This window comes from Serratia sp. PL17 (genome assembly GCF_017832355.1).
Lineage (GTDB): Bacteria > Pseudomonadota > Gammaproteobacteria > Enterobacterales > Enterobacteriaceae > Serratia.
Window position 1 is genome coordinate 290,797 of record NZ_JAFIBY010000005.1, and the last position, 19,431, is coordinate 310,227.

Annotated in this window: 12 protein-coding genes; 6 read left to right on the forward strand and 6 right to left on the reverse strand. The window is 55.7% G+C overall.

The window, feature by feature from the left end:
• Nucleotides 1-6: 6 nt before the first annotated feature.
• Nucleotides 7-9,747, forward strand: coding sequence for a hemagglutinin repeat-containing protein (locus JOE25_RS17705; protein ID WP_245209958.1), 9,741 nt, complete (start codon nt 7-9; stop codon nt 9,745-9,747).
• 5 nt (nt 9,748-9,752) lie between these two features.
• Nucleotides 9,753-10,166, forward strand: coding sequence for a hypothetical protein (locus JOE25_RS17710; protein WP_209637398.1), 414 nt, complete (start codon nt 9,753-9,755; stop codon nt 10,164-10,166).
• A gap of 39 nt (nt 10,167-10,205) precedes the next feature.
• Here the strand turns inward: JOE25_RS17710 and JOE25_RS17715 are convergent, their stop codons facing one another.
• The 3 genes from JOE25_RS17715 to JOE25_RS17725 form a co-directional block, all read right to left on the reverse strand.
• Nucleotides 10,206-10,526 carry a hypothetical protein gene (locus tag JOE25_RS17715; protein WP_209637400.1) on the reverse strand — a complete coding sequence of 107 codons (321 nt, stop codon included), beginning with the start codon at nt 10,524-10,526 and terminating at the stop codon, nt 10,206-10,208.
• A complete protein-coding gene (locus JOE25_RS17720) occupies nt 10,523-10,750 on the reverse strand; it encodes a SymE family type I addiction module toxin (protein WP_209637402.1) in 228 nt (75 codons plus the stop codon). Before JOE25_RS17720 ends, JOE25_RS17715 begins: the two co-directional genes overlap by 4 nt.
• Nucleotides 10,751-10,825: 75 nt before the next feature.
• Nucleotides 10,826-11,182: a helix-turn-helix transcriptional regulator gene (locus JOE25_RS17725; protein ID WP_209637404.1), complete on the reverse strand. Its 357-nt coding sequence runs from the start codon at nt 11,180-11,182 to the stop codon at nt 10,826-10,828.
• Between the two features lie 233 nt (nt 11,183-11,415).
• Between JOE25_RS17725 and JOE25_RS26685 the strand changes: the two genes are divergently transcribed.
• The 4 genes from JOE25_RS26685 to JOE25_RS17745 all read left to right on the forward strand — a co-directional run bounded on the left by JOE25_RS26685 (nt 11,416) and on the right by JOE25_RS17745 (nt 14,845).
• On the forward strand, nt 11,416-13,227 hold the full coding sequence (locus JOE25_RS26685) for a VENN motif pre-toxin domain-containing protein (RefSeq protein ID WP_280921282.1): 1,812 nt from the start codon (nt 11,416-11,418) through the stop codon (nt 13,225-13,227).
• Entirely contained in the window at nt 13,217-13,483 is a 267-nt protein-coding gene (locus tag JOE25_RS17735; protein WP_209637406.1) for a hypothetical protein, read from the forward strand. The genes JOE25_RS26685 and JOE25_RS17735 overlap by 11 nt, the downstream gene beginning before the upstream one ends.
• A 50-nt stretch (nt 13,484-13,533) precedes the next feature.
• Complete coding sequence (locus JOE25_RS17740; RefSeq protein ID WP_245209960.1) at nt 13,534-14,091, forward strand: hypothetical protein; 558 nt, start codon at nt 13,534-13,536, stop codon at nt 14,089-14,091.
• A gap of 178 nt (nt 14,092-14,269) precedes the next feature.
• A complete protein-coding gene (locus JOE25_RS17745; protein ID WP_209637408.1) occupies nt 14,270-14,845 on the forward strand; it encodes an Ail/Lom family outer membrane beta-barrel protein in 576 nt (191 codons plus the stop codon).
• A 43-nt stretch (nt 14,846-14,888) separates the two neighbouring features.
• On the opposite strand, the gene abgT is transcribed toward JOE25_RS17745, so the two are convergent.
• The 3 genes from abgT to JOE25_RS17760 form a co-directional block, all read right to left on the reverse strand.
• Nucleotides 14,889-16,415 carry a p-aminobenzoyl-glutamate transporter gene (gene abgT / locus JOE25_RS17750; RefSeq protein ID WP_209637410.1) on the reverse strand — a complete coding sequence of 509 codons (1,527 nt, stop codon included), beginning with the start codon at nt 16,413-16,415 and terminating at the stop codon, nt 14,889-14,891.
• A 103-nt stretch (nt 16,416-16,518) separates the two neighbouring features.
• Nucleotides 16,519-17,970: a M20 family metallopeptidase gene (locus JOE25_RS17755; RefSeq protein ID WP_209637412.1), complete on the reverse strand. Its 1,452-nt coding sequence runs from the start codon at nt 17,968-17,970 to the stop codon at nt 16,519-16,521.
• Nucleotides 17,967-19,283, reverse strand: a complete 1,317-nt coding sequence (locus JOE25_RS17760; RefSeq protein WP_209637414.1) for a M20 family metallo-hydrolase — start codon at nt 19,281-19,283, stop codon at nt 17,967-17,969. The genes JOE25_RS17755 and JOE25_RS17760 overlap by 4 nt, the downstream gene beginning before the upstream one ends.
• Between the last annotated feature and the right edge of the window lie 148 nt (nt 19,284-19,431).

Here is a 19,431-nt window from a genome sequence, read left to right on the forward strand (position 1 = left end):
ATTGCCATGAACAAGAACCTGTATCGTATCGTTTTCAACAAAGCGCGTGGCATGCTGATGGTGGTGGCGGATATCGCCCGTTCCGGTCGTGCCGGGTCTGCTCGTTCACCGGGTCTGGGCCATACGCTGAGCCAGTGTATCGGCAAAATCAGCCCCGTTAGCTTCAGTTTACTGATAGCTCTGGGGGCTATACAGCCGGTGCAGGCAGCGATTATTGCCGACGGTAATGCGCCGGGTGGCCAGCAGCCGACCATCGTCAACAGCGCCAACGGTACGCCACAGGTCAATATCCAAACGCCAAGCGCCGGCGGGGTTTCTCGTAATACCTACAGCCAGTTTGATGTCGACAAGCAGGGCGCGATCCTCAACAACTCCCATAAAATGACCCAGACGCAGCAGGGCGGTTGGGTCGACGGTAACCCGTGGCTGGCGAAAGGTGAAGCCAAGGTGATCCTCAATGAGGTCAACTCCCGGGATCCGAGTCGCCTGAACGGTTATATCGAAGTGGCCGGCCAGCGTGCGCAAGTGGTTATCGCCAACCCGTCCGGCATTACCTGTAATGGCTGCGGCTTTATCAATGCCAACAGAGCCACCCTAACCACCGGCCAGGCGCAAATGAATAACGGCAACCTGACGGGCTTTAACGTTGAACGCGGCGAAGTGGTGGTTGAAGGTGCCGGTATGGACAGTTCACGGCAGGATTATACCGAGATCATTGCGCGATCGACGAAGATCAACGCTGGGCTTTGGGCTAACGATCTTCAGGTCACGACCGGTCGCAACAAGGTCGATGCGGCGCATCAGCAGATCGACAAACAAGGTGACGATCCCGCTACACGCCCGCAATTGGCGGTAGACGTGGCGAAGTTGGGCGGTATGTATGCCGGTAAGATCCGCATGATCGGTACCGAAACCGGCGTCGGGGTGCGCAATGCCGGTAATATCGGCGCACAAGCCGGTAGCGTGGTGGTAACCGCCGACGGTCGTATTGAAAACAGCGGCAAAATCAGCAGCGGCGGCGACATGCAGCTGGCGTCGAAAGGCGGCGTCGGTAACAGCGGTTCGCTGTTTGCAGCAGGTAATGCTGGTGTCAGTAGTGAAAGGGATGTGCAAAATAGCGGCTCTATCGCCGCGCGCAATAATGTGCGCATCCAGGCAGCCAGCCTGAACAGCAGCAAAGGCAGTACGCTGGCAGCCGGTGTGCAGCAAGATGGCAAGCTGGGTGGCAGCGGCGAACTGGCGTTGACCACCAGCGGCAAACTGACCGCGCAGGGCCAAAATTTGGCGGCGGGTAATCTGCACGCTAATGGGCAGGGTATGGACATCAGCGGCAGCCGCACTGCTGCTACTCAAGTCACGCTGGATGCGGGGCCTGGGGACTTGACCACGGCCAATGCGCAGGTTGAAGCCACGCAGCAGCTGACGGCCAGCAGCGGCAAGTTCCTCAATAATGAGGGTGGCAAGCTGGCGGCGAATAAACTGGCGCTGAATGCACATGATTTGTCGAACCGGAAGGGCGAAATCACCCAGCTTGGCAGTGATGATTTAACGCTGAACCCACAGGGTAAATTGGATAATGCCGGCGGTCGCATCGCCAGTAACGGTAACGGGCTAACGTTGACGGCCGAGGCGATCGATAACCAGAGCGGTGAAATCGTACATGCGGGCAAAGGCTCGCTGGCGGTGAATACTGGCCGCCTGCAGGGCGATAGCGGCAAACTGCTGTCCAACGGCCAGCTCAGTATGCAGGGTGGCGACTACGTGCTGGACGGCGGCACGACATCGGCGCAGCACATCGCGTTGGATGCCGGGAGCCTGTCTAACCGCAAGGGGCAACTGGTACAGAGCGGCACGGGTGAAATGCGCCTTAGCACCAGGAAGGGGATCGATAATCAGGACGGCCAACTGGCGGCCAACGGCAATGTAACGCTGAATGCCGCGCAGTTAAATAACCAGAGCGGCAAAGTGATTGCCGCGCAGGACGGCAGCCTGAAGGCTCAGGTCAGTGGTGCCATCGATAATCGACAGGGGCAACTGGCGGCCAGCGGCAACACGCAGCTGCAGGCGGACAAGCTGGATAACCGCAAAGGGCTGGTTTCTGCCGCGACGGGCAGCGCTGAGGTGGCGGCGCGACAGGCGCTGGATAATCACGGTGGTCGTATCGAGGCCAAACAGGCCCTACAACTGACCGGTGCCGGGCTGGAAAATCAGGCCGGGCAGGTGGTAGGTGGTGCGCTTTCACTGGCGTTCGGCAAGGGCGCGCTGAACAACCAGCAGGGCATTATCGCCGCCACAGGCGATCTGAGCCTGAGCAGTGGAGCGCTGACCAATGACGGCGGCCTGCTGCAATCTGCCGGCAACATGCATCTTGACACCCAGGGCGCAGCATTGAGCAACCGCCTGAGCGGTGAGACCGGCGGTATCCTCAGCCAGGGTACGTTGACTATCCACAGTGGTGCGCTGGACAACACCCAGGGCATGCTGGTGGGCGCGCGCGCGACCGATCTGTTCACCGGAACGCTCGATAACAGCAAAGGCACGTTGGTCGGCAAGCAAACACTGAACATCAACAGCCTGGCGCTGACTAACGACGGCGGTCTATTGCAGGCGGGTGGCGATGCGCGCATCGATACTCAGGGCCAGGCCTTGAGCAACCTCGACAGCGGCAAGAATGGCGGGATCAGCAGCCTGGGCAAACTGGCGATCACCAGCGGTAACGTGAATAACCAGGCCGGCTTTATCGCCAGTTCAGGTGACCTGCAACTGCATGGCGATCAACTGGATAACCGCCGCGGCACGCTGGCTTCCGAGAAGCAACTGTCGGCGACCACCAAGGTGACCAATAATCAGGGGGGGGCGATTAAATCCGGCCAGGATATGGTGCTGAACGCCGAAGAATTGCTGGATAACAGTAATCTGGGGGTGATTGGCGCAGGCAAAAAACTGCAGTTGGACAGCGCGCACCTGGTGAACGATCGGGGCACCTTGGTCAGCGCCGATGCGGCGAAGATTAACGTTGGCCTGCTGGAAAATCGCGCGGGCCAATTGGCGGCACAGACGGCGCTGGAGCTGCATGGCAACAGCCTCAATAACAACGACGGTGGCTTGATCCAGAGCGGTGGAGGGTTAGATCTGACTGTCGCTCGGCTGACTAATGCCAACAGCGGTGACAAAGGCGGCATCACCAGCCAGGGCGCTATGACCCTTACCACTGGTGTGTTCGATAACGGCCAGGGCGTAGTCATCGCCGGTAAAGGCTTGCAGCTTGACGCCGAAGCGCTGTTGAACGGTGGCGGCAAACTGGTTGCGCAACAGGCATTGGTGCTGAATACCACCGGCGCGGGCGGCCTGAATAATCAGAGTGGCCTGGTGCAGTCGGGCGGTGATATGCGCGTCGACACCCACGGACAGTTGTTGGATAACCTGAACGGCACCTTGCACAGCTTAGGCGAGTTGCAACTCAGCAGCGGTGACCTCAATAACCAGGGCGGTACGTTGGGCGCCAAAGGCGATTTCACCCTGACGGCACTGAAACTGGACAACAGTAACGGCGGGCGGATCATCGGTGAGAAGGCGGTCCGGCTTGCCAGCGCGGGTTTGGATAACCGTAACGGGCAAATTCAGGCGGTCGGCAATCTGTTGCTGGACAGCGCGCAGGGGCTTATCGACAACGCTCTGGGGCTGATCCGCAGCGGTGCTACCGTGACGCTTAATGCGTTGCAGTTCATCAACGACGGCACCAAGGCGGAAAATAAAGGGCTGGAAGGCCAATCCGTAGCGCTTAACACCGGTTCGTTAAGCAACCGTGGTGGCAGCATTCTGGCTAACCAACAACTCACCCTGACCAACGGTGGGCAGTTGGATAATACCGCTGGCCAACTGGCAGCGAGTGAAAACCTGCAGTTGCAGGGGGCAGGGCTTAATCTTCTGAACACCGGCGGCACGATCAAAGCCGGTAAGCTGCTGGACATCAATGCAGCAGCGGTCGGTGGCGACGGGCAATTGCTGTCGTTGGGCGATATCAATCTGGTCAGCGCACAGGGCATCAATAACAGCGGTGAGATGATTGCCAACGGTAATTTCAACTTCACCACGCCGGGCGATGTGACCAACAGCGGCAAACTGCTGGCGGGTGCGAAGCTGGATCTGCACGCCAATAACCTGTTTAACGCCGTCAGCGGCGAGATCAACGCCGGGCAGGATTGGCTGACGGTGAACGGCACCCTGACCAACTACGGTCTGATCGATGGCAAGCACACCCTGCTGACGGCCAACACGTTGAATAACATCGGCACCGGCCGTATTTATGGCGACGCCATCGGCGTGCAAACTGCGACCTTCAACAACCTGGCGGAGAACGGCACCGCCGCGACGCTAGCCGGGCGCGAGCGGGTGGATATCGGCACCCAAACGCTGAATAACGACGATCACGGGTTGATTTACAGCGGTGGCGATATGGCCATTGGCGGATTGTTGGATGCCAACTCTCTGGCCAGTGGTCAGGCAGGCACCATTAACAATCACAGCTCGACCATTGAATCTGCGGGCAACATGGCTATATCGGCTGGGCAGATCAATAACGTCAACGACCGTTTCAGTACCGAATTGGTCACCGTTTCCAACGAAAAAGTCACCGAGTACCAGCAGTCGGGCGATCCGGTGCGCTGGAAAGCAGGGGAAGAGGGCGTCTTTGTTGACCGCAATTCATCAGACTCGTTGCTGAACCTGAACACCCCCGGGAAGACCGGTCATAACAACGACAGATTCAGCCAATACGACTACAACCGAAGGGTGCAGGAAACCCAGATCAAGGAAAGCGATCCGGCCAAAATCATTGCGGGCGGCGACATGGCGATCAACGCCGGGCATCTGCTGAACGACAAGAGCCAGGTGATCGCGGGGGGGACGCTGGCGATTAACGCCGGCAGTGTGGATAACGTGGCGGTACCGGGCCAGCGCCTGACCACCGACGTCGGCGAAGTGACCAGCTACTACCGCATCAAGAAGAAAGGGAAAGACAAGCAGGGGCACGATGCCACGGCTTATACGCCGCCGACCACCATTCAGACCATTGCACTGAAACCGAGCCAACTGATTGACCACGGCCAGGTGGCAGGCAACCCGATCGCCATTGCACCGCTGACGCAGCAGGGCACCAATACCGCCATCGGCGCTGCTGGTGGGGTCAATGCGGTGGTCACCGGCACCGATATTTCCGCTGGAATGCAGACCATCGGCAGCGGTGCGCTGCCGGTGATTCAAGCGGTGGCACTGCAACCGGGCCAGCAGTTCGAAGTCGCCAACAAGGTTAATAGCCAACAGGGTGACGCGGCAGACAGCGTGGTGCGTATTGTCGGGCCAGACACCCGCTTGCCAGACAACAGCCTGTTCAAGACCAATCCGGCACCGGGTGGTCAGTACCTGGTGGAGACCGATCCGCGTTTCACCAACCAAAAAGCCTGGTTGGGTTCGGATTACATGTTGGCTAAAGCGACCAATAACCCGGACAACGTGCTGAAGCGCCTGGGTGACGGTTACTACGAGCAGCGGCTGATCCGTGAACAGGTGATCAATCTGACCGGCCAGCGCTATCTGGACGGTTACAACAACGACGAAGAACAGTTTAAGGCGCTGATGGATCAGGGGTTGGCTTTCAGTCAGCAATATAACCTGAAGGTCGGCGTGGCGCTGACGCCAGAGCAAATGGGGCTGTTGACCAAAGACATCGTTTGGTTGGTGAATGCCAAAGTCACCCTGCCGGACGGCAGCCAGCAAAACGTACTGGTGCCGCAGGTGTATGCCCGCATGCAACCGGGCGATCTGGACGGTTCCGGTGCGTTGATTGCCGGGCGTAACGTTAACCTCAACCTGGGCGAAGGCCTGTTCAACAGCGGCCATATCGCCGGGCGTGAAGTGGTGAAACTGAGTGCCGCCAATATCACCAACGTGGCGGGCAACATTCAGGGGGCTGACGTTGGCCTGATTGCTCGTACCGACATCAACAATATCGGTGGGGTGATCCAGGGCAACAACGCGCTGCTGGCCAACGCCGGACGTGACATCAATGCCATCAGCACCACCCGAACGGCGCAGAGCGTTAACGGTGCCAACAGCTTCGAGCGCACCAACATCGACAGCGTGGCGGGCATGTACGTGCAGGGGGCCGACGGCAAGCTGATGCTGCACGCCGGTCGCGACATCAAACTGGATGCGGCGCAGGTGGTCAATAGCGGTGAGAACGGCCAAACGGTGCTGAATGCCGGACGCGATCTCACCCTGAATACGGTGACTACCGCCAGCCGCGACACCCTGGTTTGGGATGGCGACAACAGCCTGAAACAGGGCAACAGCCAGCAGGTAGGCAGCGAAGTGGTGGGCAAAGGGGCCGTAACCCTCAACGCGGGGAACGATATCACTGCCCATGCGGCAACGGTTTCTGCCGGCGATGCATTGAACCTCAATGCCGGTCATGACATCAATATTCTCAGCGGTGAGAACACCCTCGATCTGGACGAGCGCCACAAGGTGACCGGTGGTAACGGCCTGATGTCGAAAACCACCACCACCACCCGCGACACCCTGGATCGCCAGACCGTGCAGGGCAGCACCCTGAGCGGCGACAGCATTAATGTGTTGGCGGGCAACGATCTGCGGGTACAGGGCAGCAGCGTGGCCGGGACTCAGGATGTGAAACTGCTGGCAGGTAACGATCTGAGCATCACCGGTGCGACCGAAAGCAACAGCGAACTGCACCTCAAGCAGGAGAAAAAATCCGGCCTGATGAGCAGCGGCGGCATCGGCATCAGCTACGGCACCGAAAGCCTGAAAACCACGGACACCGCACAGGGGCTGACCAATCAGGGCAGCACCGTCGGTAGCGTAAACGGCAATGTCACCCTGGGGGCCGGCAATAATCTGGCGGTGACCGGCTCCGAGCTGGTGGCCGGCAAGGACATGGCGCTGAGCGGCAAGAATGTGTCGGTGACGCAGGCGCAGGATGAAAACAGCCAGACCCACAAGGTTGAGCAGAAAAAATCCGGCCTGACGCTGGCGCTTTCCGGTACGGTCGGCAGTGCGCTGAACACCGCGGTAGAAACCTCGCAACAGGCAAAATCCACTGACGACAGCCGCCTGGCGGCACTGCAGGGTACCAAAGCGGCGTTGAGCGGTGTGCAGGCCGTGCAGGCTGCGCGTTTGGCGCAGGCACAGGGCGCGGATCCGGCCAATAACAACATGGTGGGGATCAGCATTTCCTATGGCTCCCAGTCTTCCACCTCTACTCAAAACAGCGGGCAGAGCACCGCGCAGGGCAGCAGCCTGACGGCGGGCAACAACCTGAGCATCACCGCGAGCGGCAACGGCGTGAAGGGCCAGGACGGCGACATTCTGGTGCAGGGCAGCCAACTGCAAGCGGGCAAAGACGTGACCCTGAACGCCAACCGCGACGTGAACCTGCTTTCCGCCAAAAACACCCAGTATCTGGACGGCAAGAACGAGAGCCAGGGCGGTACGCTGGGCGTGGGTATCGGTGTCGGGTCCGGCGGCATTGGGCTGAGCGTTTCCGCCAGCGTCAACAAGGGCAAAGGCAACGAGAAAGGCAACGGCACCAGCCACACCGAAACCACGGTTAACGCCGGTAATCAGGTCAACATTATCAGCGGGCGCGATACCAACCTGATCGGTGCACAGGTCACCGGCGAATCGGTCAAGGCCGACGTGGGCCGCAACCTGCTGCTGGAAAGCCAGCAGGACAGCGATCGTTACGATTCCAAACAGCAGAACGCCAGCGCCGGCGGCAGCTTCACCTTTGGCTCCATGACAGGTTCAGGCAGCATCAGCCTGAGCAAAGACAAGATGCACAGCAATTACGACAGCGTGCAGGAGCAGACGGGTATCTTCGCCGGTAAAGGTGGCTTTGACCTGACGGTGGGCGAGCACACCCAGCTTAACGGCGCGGTGATCGGCAGCACCGCCACGGCGGATAAAAACAAACTCGATACCGGCACGCTGGGCTTTAAGGACATCCACAATCAGGCGGACTTCGAGGTAGAACACCAGAGCGTGGGCATCAGCTCCGGCGGCAGCATCGGCAGCCAGTTCGCCGGCAACATGGCCAACGGCCTGCTGGTGGGCGCCAACAACAGCGGACACGACAGCTCCACCACCAAATCTGCGGTGAGTGACGGCACCATCATCATCCGCGATCAGGACAAACAGACGCAGAACGTCAACGATCTGAGCCGCGACGTCGAGCACGCCAACCAGACGTTAAGCCCGATCTTCGACAAAGAGAAAGAGCAGAAACGGTTGCAGCAGGCACAGCTGATCGGCGAGATCGGCAATCAGGCGATGGACATTGCGCGGACGGAGGGGGATATCCGCTCCATCAATGCGGGCAAGGCAGAGCTAGCGAAGAAAGGGATCAAAGAGCCGGAGAAAGGGGCTGACAAGGAAGAGTGGAAAGCCTACAACGAGAAGTTGCACGCGACAGACAGTTACAAAGCGACGCAGAAAGAGTGGGGTACTGGCAGCTCAGTTCAAAAAGGCATGCAGGCGGCCACGGCGGCGATTCAGGGGCTGGCGGGCAACAATCTTGCGCAGGCGATGGCCGGGGGGCTTAGCCCTTATGCGGCCGGGGTCATCAAGGCGATGACGACCAATGCTGACGGCAGCACCAACGTTGCGGCGAACGCGATGGCGCATGCGGTGTGGGGGGCGGTAGCGGCCAAAGCCAGCGGTAACAGCGCCCTGGCGGGGGCAGCCGGTGCGGCCAGCGGGGAACTGATGGCGCGCTACATAGCGGGTGAGCTTTACCCGGATGTGAAGCCCGAAAACCTGACGGAAGACCAAAAACAGACCCTGAGTGCGCTGGGAACATTAGCCGCAGGGCTGGCCGGCGGACTGGTGGGTGACGGTACTGCGGATGCAGTGGCCGGTGCGCAAAGCGGCAAGAATGCGGTTGAGAATAATGCGCTGAGTGATATTGTACAGGCGCAGTCTGAAGGTAAAACGCTGGAGCAGAAAGCTGGTGAGTACGTTGAGGCTGAAAACGAGCGCTATAAGAAGGTAAACTGCGGCGGAATGAGCGCCGAAGCCTGCTCGGTGAAGATGTACACGGAACGGCGTGAAGCGTTGAAAGATATGGTGTCAACGGGTGCAGATTTTGTACCGGTGGTGGGTACTATAAAAAGTGCAGCGGAGGCACAGTCAGCACTGGATTATCTCAACGTGGCCGCTTCCCTTATACCGGGAGAGCGTGTTGCAGCGGGTGTGCTGAAAGCGGCAGAGAAAGCGCTGGCTAAAGGGGATGTTGCTGAAGCTTCGACACTGATTAATAAGGCCAGTGATGAGATAGCAACCACAATACGCCCAGGTCATAGGCAATCAGAAATTGATGTAGGTAAAGATCTCGGTGACGGATGGCGTGAGCAAGTCAGCTTCAAGGATGGTAAAGAAGTTCCCTACGGTACAAAAGGTGGGGTTCGCCCTGACTGGTGTAAGGGGAATGTCTGTAGTGTTGAAGTGAAGAACTATAACATTGCGACTAATCAGAGCGGGCTGATCAATAATGTGTCTAAACAGGCGATCCAGCGTGCTGAGAATTTACCGACAGGAATGCAGCAGCGAGTCATTATTGATGTGCGTGGGCAAAGTGTGTCAGTAGAGCAAGAGAGAGCAATTATTAAAGGAATTGTCCAGAAATCTAATGGTGCTATCGATCCAGCTGCAATTGAATTCAAAAGGTAACTTGCATGAAACACATAGGATTTTATGGTGGTAGTTCTATCGTTGAGCTTGGCTATCCTTCAGATATGGTTGGTTTTTTTTCTATTTTAAATGAAAAGGTTAATGATAAAGAAGATGAGTGTTTACTTGCACAACTTTATCTTAGATATATTCATTTCAATGACTTAGACAAAACTTATTCATTAATAACAAAATTACGCAAACTTTTACCAAAAGACGTTGAGCAGAGGTTTTTTAAATACTTTGATGGTATTGAACATTGCATAAAATCTGCGAAAGGGTTTTATGAAGACTGGAATATTTATAAGCCGGTAAGAATAGTAGTGACTGACATGCCGGATTTTATGGTACATAGAGATCGAGTTGTAGAGGAATATGACGCATTGGCCTCTGATGATACCCCATTTTGGCTACGTTGAGTTAAAACAAATCCCGGCCTTGCGCCGGGATCTTCACATCTAAGCCCTAAAACCTCCCTCTTCCCGCCGCCGTAATCGGAGTACACTGGGTGCGGCGGTGATCCCGGATCCGGTCCACCAATCCCCACCAATAACCAGCTCGCCATTCTGCCGCACCCAGTCCGCCCCCAGATCCGTGCGGTGCTGGCTGGCCTCGCACAGTGCTTCCCAGATAGCATCTTCGGTAACGGTAGTGATCCACAGTTCATCTGGCCGCAGGGTGAGTTGCAACGGTTCACCGATGCCAAAACCCAACTCGGCCAGCTCAACGCCAGAGATTGTCAGTTCCGGGATAGGTTCAGGAATAAAAGTGATGTTCATAGGGCGCTTCCTCCCGTGGCGGGTACGATGCGGATGATCAACCGCCCCGGTTCTGTGATCACCTCGATCTGCTGGCCGGTGGTAAAGCCGCATTGCTCCAGCCATTTACCCGTAAGGGTGAGTTGCGGCGGCGGGTTGGGCCTGCCGCCGTTAGGGCGATAGCCAACAATGCATTTGCGTGCTTGGGATGCGGCGGGTTCTGACGTAGAATCTGCTCTAGCCATAGTAACTACCTCGTATAGTTGCTTGTGGTGAGCAGTAACAGCAGGTTGCACCCTGCTGTTACTGCGTTATTTTCACTACCCTTCTTTTGTAGCCTTTCTTGCTGAATCCCAACGTCGGGTTTGATAGCGGGTAATCAAACTTTCCAATACTTCGCGGATCACCGTCTGTTCGCTTTCGTTTAACTGGCTGACAGCTTCGAACTGTAATGCCAGTGCATAAGTATGCCCACGTTCATATTCATCAAAAAGTAAGTAATCAGTACTGACCTGCAATGCTATCGCTATTTTTTTGAGAGCATCCAGAGAAGGAAATGCTTGCGCATTTTCATATTTCTTCCAACTGTTTACATGAATGCCGATGGTATCGGCCATATCTTGTTGGGAAAGCCCTAATCTTTGACGTAACTCATTTAATCGGGCAGCTAATGGCATAGAAAACAGAGTCCTGTTAAAGGGAGTTACCCAAATAGTATTTCATTGTTACCCCGTGGAATGGGTTTATGTTTAAAGGGTATCATTATGTTTAAAAAATACATCCTGATGTTTTTAAGTTTGCGAGATACTTCGCAAACCGCTAGTGGTAGAGGAACTTCATATTGGTAGTACAGAAAGGTGCAGGCAAGGATGCCACGGTAGGGCGGTAGCTTGCTTTCTCCAATCAAATCATGACCGGCTCGGGCAGCATCAGCCTGAGCAAAGACAAGATGCACAGCAATTACGACAGCGTGCAGGAGCAGACCGGTATCTTCGCCAGTAAAGGTGGCTTTGACCTGACGGTGGGCGAGCACACCCAGCTTAACGGTGCGGTGATCGGCAGCACCGCCACGGCGGATAAAAACAAACTCGATACCGGCACGCTGGGCTTTAAGGACATCCACAATCAGGCGGACTTCGAGGTAGAACACCAGAGCGTGGGCATCAGCTCCGGCGGCAGCATCGGCAGCCAGTTCGCCGGCAACATGGCCAACGGCCTGCTGGTGGGCGCCAACAACAGCGGACACGACAGCTCCACCACCAAATCTGCGGTGAGTGACGGCACCATCATCATCCGCGATCAGGACAAACAGACGCAGAACGTCAACGATCTGAGCCGCGACGTCGAGCATGCCAACCAGACGTTAAGCCCGATCTTCGACAAAGAGAAAGAGCAGAAACGGTTGCAGCAGGCACAGCTGATCGGCGAGATCGGCAATCAGGCGATGGACATTGCGCGGACCGAGGGTTCGATCGCCGCGACCAAAGCCGCCAACGAGAAAATGAATAACGTTACCGATGCCGATCGCAAGGCAGCAGCGGATAAGTTGGCGAAAGAGAAACCGGGCAAGGTCATCACCGACAAAGATATCAACGCGCAGATTTACCAGACGGCCTATAACCAGGCGTTTAGCGAGTCGGGCTATGGCACGGGCGGCAAGGTGCAGCAAGGCATGCAGGCGGCAGTTGCCGCGGTGCAAGGGTTGGCCGGTGGCGATCTGAAGGCGGCGATTGCCGGCGGGGCTGCGCCGTATCTGGCGGAACAGATTCATCGTCTGGCACCCAATGAGGAAAGCAGAATTATCGCGCATGCCGTGGTGGCTGGCGCACTGGCAGAACTGCAAGGTCAGTCGGCTGCTGCCGGTGCTGCGGGCGCTGCAACGGCAGCATTGGGTACCAAGGCGATCGCCGAGGCGATGTTCGGCACCAGCGATTTCAGCAAGATGAGCGAAGAGCAGCGCCAGACGGTTTCCGCGTTGGCTACGCTGGCAGGCGGTTTGGCCGGTGGTCTGGCAAGCGTTGATACGGCGGGGGCGGTCGTTGGTGGACAATCAGGTAAGAATACCTCTGAGAACAATGACCAGTTTAGTTTCCCTCCAGGGATGATGAGTTCTGGTCAAGCTGCGTTCACTTTGGGCAAGTATATGACAGAGCATGACGCGACTCCGGAACAAATGACTACGGCACAGTCTGATTTGGCGCGTGGTTTGGGAACTGGTGCACCACAGCCTGCAACCGAGTTTGTTAAGGCTTGGGCGCTATTGATGAGTGGTGTCGGGGGGGCTGTCATAGCACCAACTGCTGGTACTGCGGCCGTTATTGGTGGCGGGGCCTTCGGTGGTATTTCTGATGCGGGTAAGCAGTTGCTTACTATGAAGCCAAATGAGACATATAGTTACACCGATACTTTAATAGCCATTGGTACCGGCGCATTAACGCAGGGTAAAGGGCTGGTACTTTCAGAGGCCGTAAATACAAGTGGTGCATATTTAGGAAGTAAAGTTAAAGGTGAGGATGCTACAGGTGCTGTAACAGGTGCTGTATTTGGTACATTCATCGGTTATAAAGGTGGCGAAAAGATAACCAAGGGAATTATATCTAAAGGCATATCACCCATTACTGCTGAAGCGGCTGGGGTTGTGGGTGGCGGTGTGGCCGGGACAGTGGTAGGCGCTGGGATTGAGGCTGGGATGAAAGCTGAGGATAAAAATAATGGAAAATAAACGTGTAGGTTTCTCAATGTTTTTATATTTATTTTTTTCATTTTCATTGTTGATAATAGCAATAGCTATTTTGGCGAGTTTTATTGCGCCAATAATTTTCTTCGTCCGTAATGGGGTTTTTGATTATCGGTTAGAGACGTTTGTTTTTGCTTGCAAAGCTGGGGCAGGTGCTGGTATTCCATTAGGGATTGGCGTTTGGGTGTTTGCGAAAATAGAAGAGATACGGAAACGAAAACTAAGCGATAAAGATAGGTGACTCTATTTTTTAACCGGTTTTTTTATGATGTATATGAGAGGGATTTTGTGGTGAGATTAAAATTAATTGCCGTTTTTCTATCAGTCACTGCTGTTTCTGGCTGTTCCGTGAACTTAACAAAATCTGTTGATGATTACGCAGGGGCGGATTTTGCCAGGATCAGGGTAAAAAACTACCTGCCACCATTAACTCTTGAAGTTTATGAAAAAGCAGGACAGTGCTACAAGCTTGTGGATGCCAAGAGCTTGACTGCGGGTGTTAATGTCATTGGTATCAAGTCTACCTACAATAAAAAATTACCGGGCATGTTGCCGCCGTCGCCTGAAATGCAGGGCATGGATGCGATAGAGTATAAAATTAAAGCGAATCAGCATGTCAGCATCACCTATAAAGAAGAGACGTTTAGATCGCAATATAATCAAACTATAGCTACGCGTTCAAGCAGTTTCATTCCGGAGGTTGGTCATGATTATGATATCTACCCAGTCAACTCGGGGGTGAATATTGTTGATCTGACTAGCAGCAACCATGCACCAAAGTCTTGGGGCAATGAAGACAAAGAGTGCAATTATAAAACAGGGCTGCTGGGAGGGAGGAATTACTATTGATGCGTGGCAGCTCGCAAGTTACCGGTTTCACTGATTAATTATTATGTCGGACCTGCTAGTCTTTAACCTTATCTATTATTGGGTTTGATAAGATTAATTCAATTATTTATGCCGTTAATACGGCATGGAAAGCTATTTTTGTACCTAAGTTGTTCCACTTACTATTAAGGATGATTGCATGAAAAAGTTAGCTATTGCCACTCTGGCCCTTTCTACCTTGGGCTTCGGTGCTGCGGCACAGGCTGGCCAAAGCACTATTACCGCCGGATATGCGCAGAGCAAGGTGCAGGACTTCAAAAACATCAACGGCGTGAATATCAAATACCGCTATGAGTGGGATTCGCCAATCAGCGTTATCAGCTCATTTACCTATATGAGCGGTGATAAGGACGAATCGTACAATGTTTATCGTGATGTGGTTAATAATCATGCCGAAGTGAAATATTACTCGCTGTCCGTTGGCCCGGCATACCGTTTTAATCAATATATCAGCGTTTACGGGTTGCTGGGTTTGAACTATAACAAGGTTGATTACACGTCCTCCTGGAGCAATTACGCTTACGACACTTACGAATATATGGGTGAAGAAAGCGGTAACCAGAAGAAAACCTCCTTTATGTACGGCGTCGGTTTCCAGGTAAACCCAATGGAAAATCTGGCGGTGGATATCGGTTATGAAGGCTCCAGCCTGGATGCAGGCGGTAAAAATCGCTCTATCAACGGTTTCAACATCGGCATTGGCTACCGTTTCTGATAGTTGAATGAGTCAGGCCTCCCCGAAGGGAGGCCGAACACGCTTACTCCATCTTCGGATAGACCCCCGGCCCGATCGGCAGGCCGAGTGCGTACCACGCCAGCAGCAGCAAAATCCACACGGCAAAGAACACTAACGGATAAGGCAGGATCAGCACGTAATAGGTGCCGAGCTGGGCATCTTTGCGGTAACGCTGCAGGAAACCGAGGAACAGCGGCAGGAACGGAGACATCGGTGCCAACGGCAGCACCGAGGAGTCGGCAATGCGGAAGATCATCTGTGCGAACGCCGGGTGGAAGCCCAGCAGCATAAACATGGGCACAAAGATCGGCGCCAGTATAGACCAGATAGCAGAGCCGCTGGCGATAAACATGCACAGGAAGGCGGAGAGGAACATCAGGCCAAGGAACGCAGGGGCGCCGCTCATGCCGGCGGCTTCCAGCATGTCGGTCAGGCCGATGGCCATAAACTTGCCCATGTTGCTCCAGTTAAAGAACGCCACGAACTGCGACAGCGGAAACACCATCACAATAAAGCCAGCCATGCTTTTCATCGGCTCTATCAAGTGGTGGGGAATATCGTCAGGCCGCTTGATCTGTTTGGTCACCACGCCATAGGTAATGCCGACGGTGAAAAAGAACAGGATGATGATCGGCACAATTCCTTTAATGAACGGCGATGGGATCACCGAGCCGGTTTTCGGATCGCGCAGCGGGGCGGCTTCCGGCACCACCAGGGCGGCGATAATGGCGATAAACACCAGTGCGGCGATGCCGCTCATCATCAGCCCGCGGTTTTGCAGCGGGGTCAGCGCCTCGATCTTGTCCTCCGCGCTGCCGTGCCATTCTGGCAGCCTGGGTTCAATAAACTTATCGGTCAGCAGTGCGCCGGCGATGGTCAGCACGATCACTGAGGTAGCCATAAAGTACCAGTTGTCGATCACACTGACGTGAACGGCGGCGTCTACCGCTTTGGTGGCCTCGGTACTGATCCCGGAGAGCAGCACGTCGGTGGTGACGATCAACAGGTTGGCGGTAAAGCCGGAGGCCACCCCGGCAATAGCGGCTAATAGCCCGGCTATCGGGTGGCGCCCCACCGCCAGAAACATCAGCGCGCCGAGTGGCGGCATCACCACCAGTGCGGCATCCGATGAAATATGGCTGAAGAAGGCGATAAACAGCACCATGTAACTGGCATAGCGGGCGCTAACGCGTGAGGCCATTTTGTACATCAATGCCTGCAACAGCCCGACTTTCTCGGCCAACCCTGCACCGATGACCAACGCCAAAATGGCACCCAGCGGCGCAAAGCTGCTGAAGTTATGAATGATATTCGGGAAGATCCACTGCATGCCCGCCACGCTCATCAGGTTATTCACCTTGATCAGCTCACCGGTGGCCGGGTTCTTCACCGCCACGTCCAGCCAGGAGAACAGCGCGGTGGCCAGCATTAAAACAACGATTAAATAGACGAACAGTAAAAATGGATTGGGGATTTTATTCCCGATGCGTTCTACCCAGTAAAAAACGCGGCCGGGGCTTTTATTCGCTGACGTTGTGACCTCACTCATTGACTTACCCTCTGTGTTTGTCCTGTTGTGTTTATTTTTTATTATTTGATTTAATTATAATTATTTTTACTGGCCCGGTTTGCGGGCCTTTGCAGCGTAGTCGTTATTTTAACGGTGAAGGTTTAATGCCCGCGGGGATTGGGCAACTGTAGGGGTGTTCTGCGCGTTGGCGTTTGAACTCTTGTCGGCAGTCTGCCAGAAGGTTGCTGTCGCTCAGCAGTTCGATGGCAGTGGCAGCCATGATCTTGCCCGCCAGGCACATGCCTTTGTGGGCGATAGAGGTACGGCCCTGTGCTACCAGTTGCCAGGTGTGCAGCGGGGTGCCGAATGCAAAGCACGGGCTGAAGCACTGCGCGGTCGGTGCCACCCAACTGACGTCGCCTACATCGGTCGATCCGTACAACAAATCCTCCGATGCCACATAAGGTGCGACCTCATCCATCAACACCTTGTCACCCAACTGCTGTACCCATACACGGCCAGCCGCACCGCCGGTACGGGCGATATTCAGCCTGGCATTGCGCAGGTCGTCCTTGTTCAGCGTTTGGCGGATCTCGGTGGCGAATCTGCGCTCCTCCTCACTGTATTCCGGCAGGCCGAAGTCACAGACATACCGATACATCACCTGCTCCATGCTGCGGTTCGGCACGTAGTTGGAGCAGGCCTTATCGAAACGCACCGTCATTTGGGTGTCGGTCATTAGCGCCGCGCCTTTAGCGATGTTGATCACCCGCTGGTAAATATCCTGCGCCTGATCGAGCTGCGGCGCGCGGATCAGGTACAGCACTTCTGCGTCGGCTTGCACCACGTTGGGCGAACTGCCGCCGGTGTTGGTCACCGCATAGTGCAGCCGCGCTTCCTGCACGATGTGCTCGCGCAGGAAGTTAGCGCCGGTGTTCATCAATGTCACCGCATCCAGCGCACTGCGGCCAAGATGTGGCGAGTTAGCGGCGTGAGCGGCGATCCCTTTGAACTGAAAGGCTGCCTGAATATTGGCTAAGGTGCTGGTGTTGAACATGCCGCTGAAGCCTTCGGGGTGCCAGGTGAGGGCGGCGTCGACGTCATCGAACAGCCCTTCGCGCACCATGAAGGTTTTACCGGAACCGCCTTCTTCGCCGGGACAACCATAGAAACGCACGGTGCCGGTCAAGCGCTGCTGCTGCATCCAGGCTTTCACGGCAAAGGCGCCCGCCAGCGCGGCAGTGCCCAGCAGGTTGTGACCACAGCCGTGGCCGTTGCCATTTTCCACTAAGGGTTCTGGTGTGGCGCAGCCTGACCGTTGACTGAGCCCGGCGAGGGCATCGTACTCGCCCAGCAGGGCGATCACCGGCTGGCCGCTGCCGAAGCTGGCGATAAACGCGGTTTCAATGCCGCCAACGCCACGTTCAAGCGTAAAGCCTTCCTGCTCCAACGCGTCAGCCAGCAAATTGGCGGAATAGGTTTCGGTAAAGCGTGTTTCAGGGTGATCCCAGATACTGTCGCTCAGTGCGCTAAAACGTGGCTGGTGTTGGTCAATGTAGTGATTGATAAATGCCAGCAGTTGCGGATGGCTCATGCTTTGCTCCTGAAAGTAGGCAGGTTCAGCGCCAGAGACGCCAGCGTTTTCACCGCAACCGCCATGACCTGTTCGTTAAAATCAAACTTCTCGTTGTGGTGCCCCGCGCTCAGTTCGGTACCGAAAATCACATAGGAGGCCTGTCCGCCGTGGGATTTGACCCGTTCCATCATGTAGGTCGCGTCTTCTGAACCGGCAGCCTGCTCACGGCGATCAACGACGGAGGACAGCTCTGTGATGCTCTGCGCCTGTTGGTGGATATAGTCCACCCAGGGTTGGGTTGGTTTGCTGCTTTGTGCCGCCCCCATCAGTGTGACGTTGTATTCCACACCGTGCATTTTGGCTGCCCCGTCGATCACGTTCAGTGCCTGTTGGTAGACAAATTCGTTGATGGCGTTGGTGGCGCCACGGGTTTCCACTTTCATAAAGGCCTGATCGGCAATCACGTTACGGCCAGTGCCGGCGTGCAATACGCCGACGTTGATGCGTGAACTGCCTTCGCTGTGGCGTGGGATGGCGTACAACCCTAATGTGGCCTGCGCCGCCGCCAGCAGGGCATTACGGCCATCTTCCGGTTTGGCACCGGCATGGGCGGCTATGCCGCGGTAGGTCACATCCAGCTTGCTGGTCGCCATAAAGCTGTCGCTGCCGCACACCAGTTCACCGGCGGGTACGCCAGTGCCAATATGCACCGCAGTGAAGAAATCAACGTCGTCCACCACGCCGGCTTCCACCATGGATTTTGCCCCGCGGGTGCCTTCTTCCGCCGGTTGGAAAATCAGTTTGATGGTGCCGCTAAGCTGTGGTGCCAGGCGCTTGAATACGTGTGCCAGCCCCAGGCCAATGGTGGTGTGGCCATCGTGACCGCATGCATGCATCATGCCGCTGTTGCAGGAGGCGAACCCTTCGCGGAACGGCAGGTGGTCCGGCTGTAGCTTTTCGTTGAGATCGAGCGCGTCCATATCCACCCGATAGGCGATCACCGGGCCAGGGCGTCCGGTGTCCAGCGTGGCAACAATACCGGCGAAACCGCCGGAAAAGTGCGGCAGCCATTTTTCCAGCGCACCTTGTTCGCGGGCGCGTTGTTCTTGCCTTTGTAAGGCTTCGGCTGATGGAAGCCCCATGCGTGCATCGGCATTAATGACTTCGCGGCCCAGTTGCAGGCGATAGCCAAGCTTGTCCAGTTCTTCAGCCACCAAAGTGGCAGTGCGGAACTCAAACCAACCGGACTCGGCATAGCGGTGGAAGTCACGGCGCCAGGCCTGGAGTTGCGGGTACAAATCGGTCACCAACATCGAAAGCGGATTATTCATTGGGAGATCTCATTAGTTATCGCGCCCAGATAAACGCTGGGCAGCAGTGGTGCTCTGAACTGGAATCAGAGGGTGAAACTATTTAATGAAAATGGCGTATTTAGTGACTAACTACCGTGAAGAGCGCTTATCGCCGCAGAAAATGTGC

Excerpts from the sequence above, each read along its gene's own strand:
- JOE25_RS17725 (WP_209637404.1), bottom strand. The coding sequence starts at position 11,182 with ATGCCATTAGCTGCCCGATTAAATGAGTTACGTCAAAGATTAGGGCTT.
- JOE25_RS17745 (WP_209637408.1), top strand. The coding sequence starts at position 14,270 with ATGAAAAAGTTAGCTATTGCCACTCTGGCCCTTTCTACCTTGGGCTTC.
- JOE25_RS26685 (WP_280921282.1), top strand. The coding sequence starts at position 11,416 with ATGACCGGCTCGGGCAGCATCAGCCTGAGCAAAGACAAGATGCACAGC.
- JOE25_RS17715 (WP_209637400.1), bottom strand. The coding sequence starts at position 10,526 with ATGAACATCACTTTTATTCCTGAACCTATCCCGGAACTGACAATCTCT.
- JOE25_RS17710 (WP_209637398.1), top strand. The coding sequence starts at position 9,753 with ATGAAACACATAGGATTTTATGGTGGTAGTTCTATCGTTGAGCTTGGC.
- abgT (WP_209637410.1), bottom strand. The coding sequence starts at position 16,415 with ATGAGTGAGGTCACAACGTCAGCGAATAAAAGCCCCGGCCGCGTTTTT.
- JOE25_RS17705 (WP_245209958.1), top strand. The coding sequence starts at position 7 with ATGAACAAGAACCTGTATCGTATCGTTTTCAACAAAGCGCGTGGCATG.
- JOE25_RS17720 (WP_209637402.1), bottom strand. The coding sequence starts at position 10,750 with ATGGCTAGAGCAGATTCTACGTCAGAACCCGCCGCATCCCAAGCACGC.
- JOE25_RS17760 (WP_209637414.1), bottom strand. The coding sequence starts at position 19,283 with ATGAATAATCCGCTTTCGATGTTGGTGACCGATTTGTACCCGCAACTC.
- JOE25_RS17755 (WP_209637412.1), bottom strand. The coding sequence starts at position 17,970 with ATGAGCCATCCGCAACTGCTGGCATTTATCAATCACTACATTGACCAA.
- JOE25_RS17735 (WP_209637406.1), top strand. The coding sequence starts at position 13,217 with ATGGAAAATAAACGTGTAGGTTTCTCAATGTTTTTATATTTATTTTTT.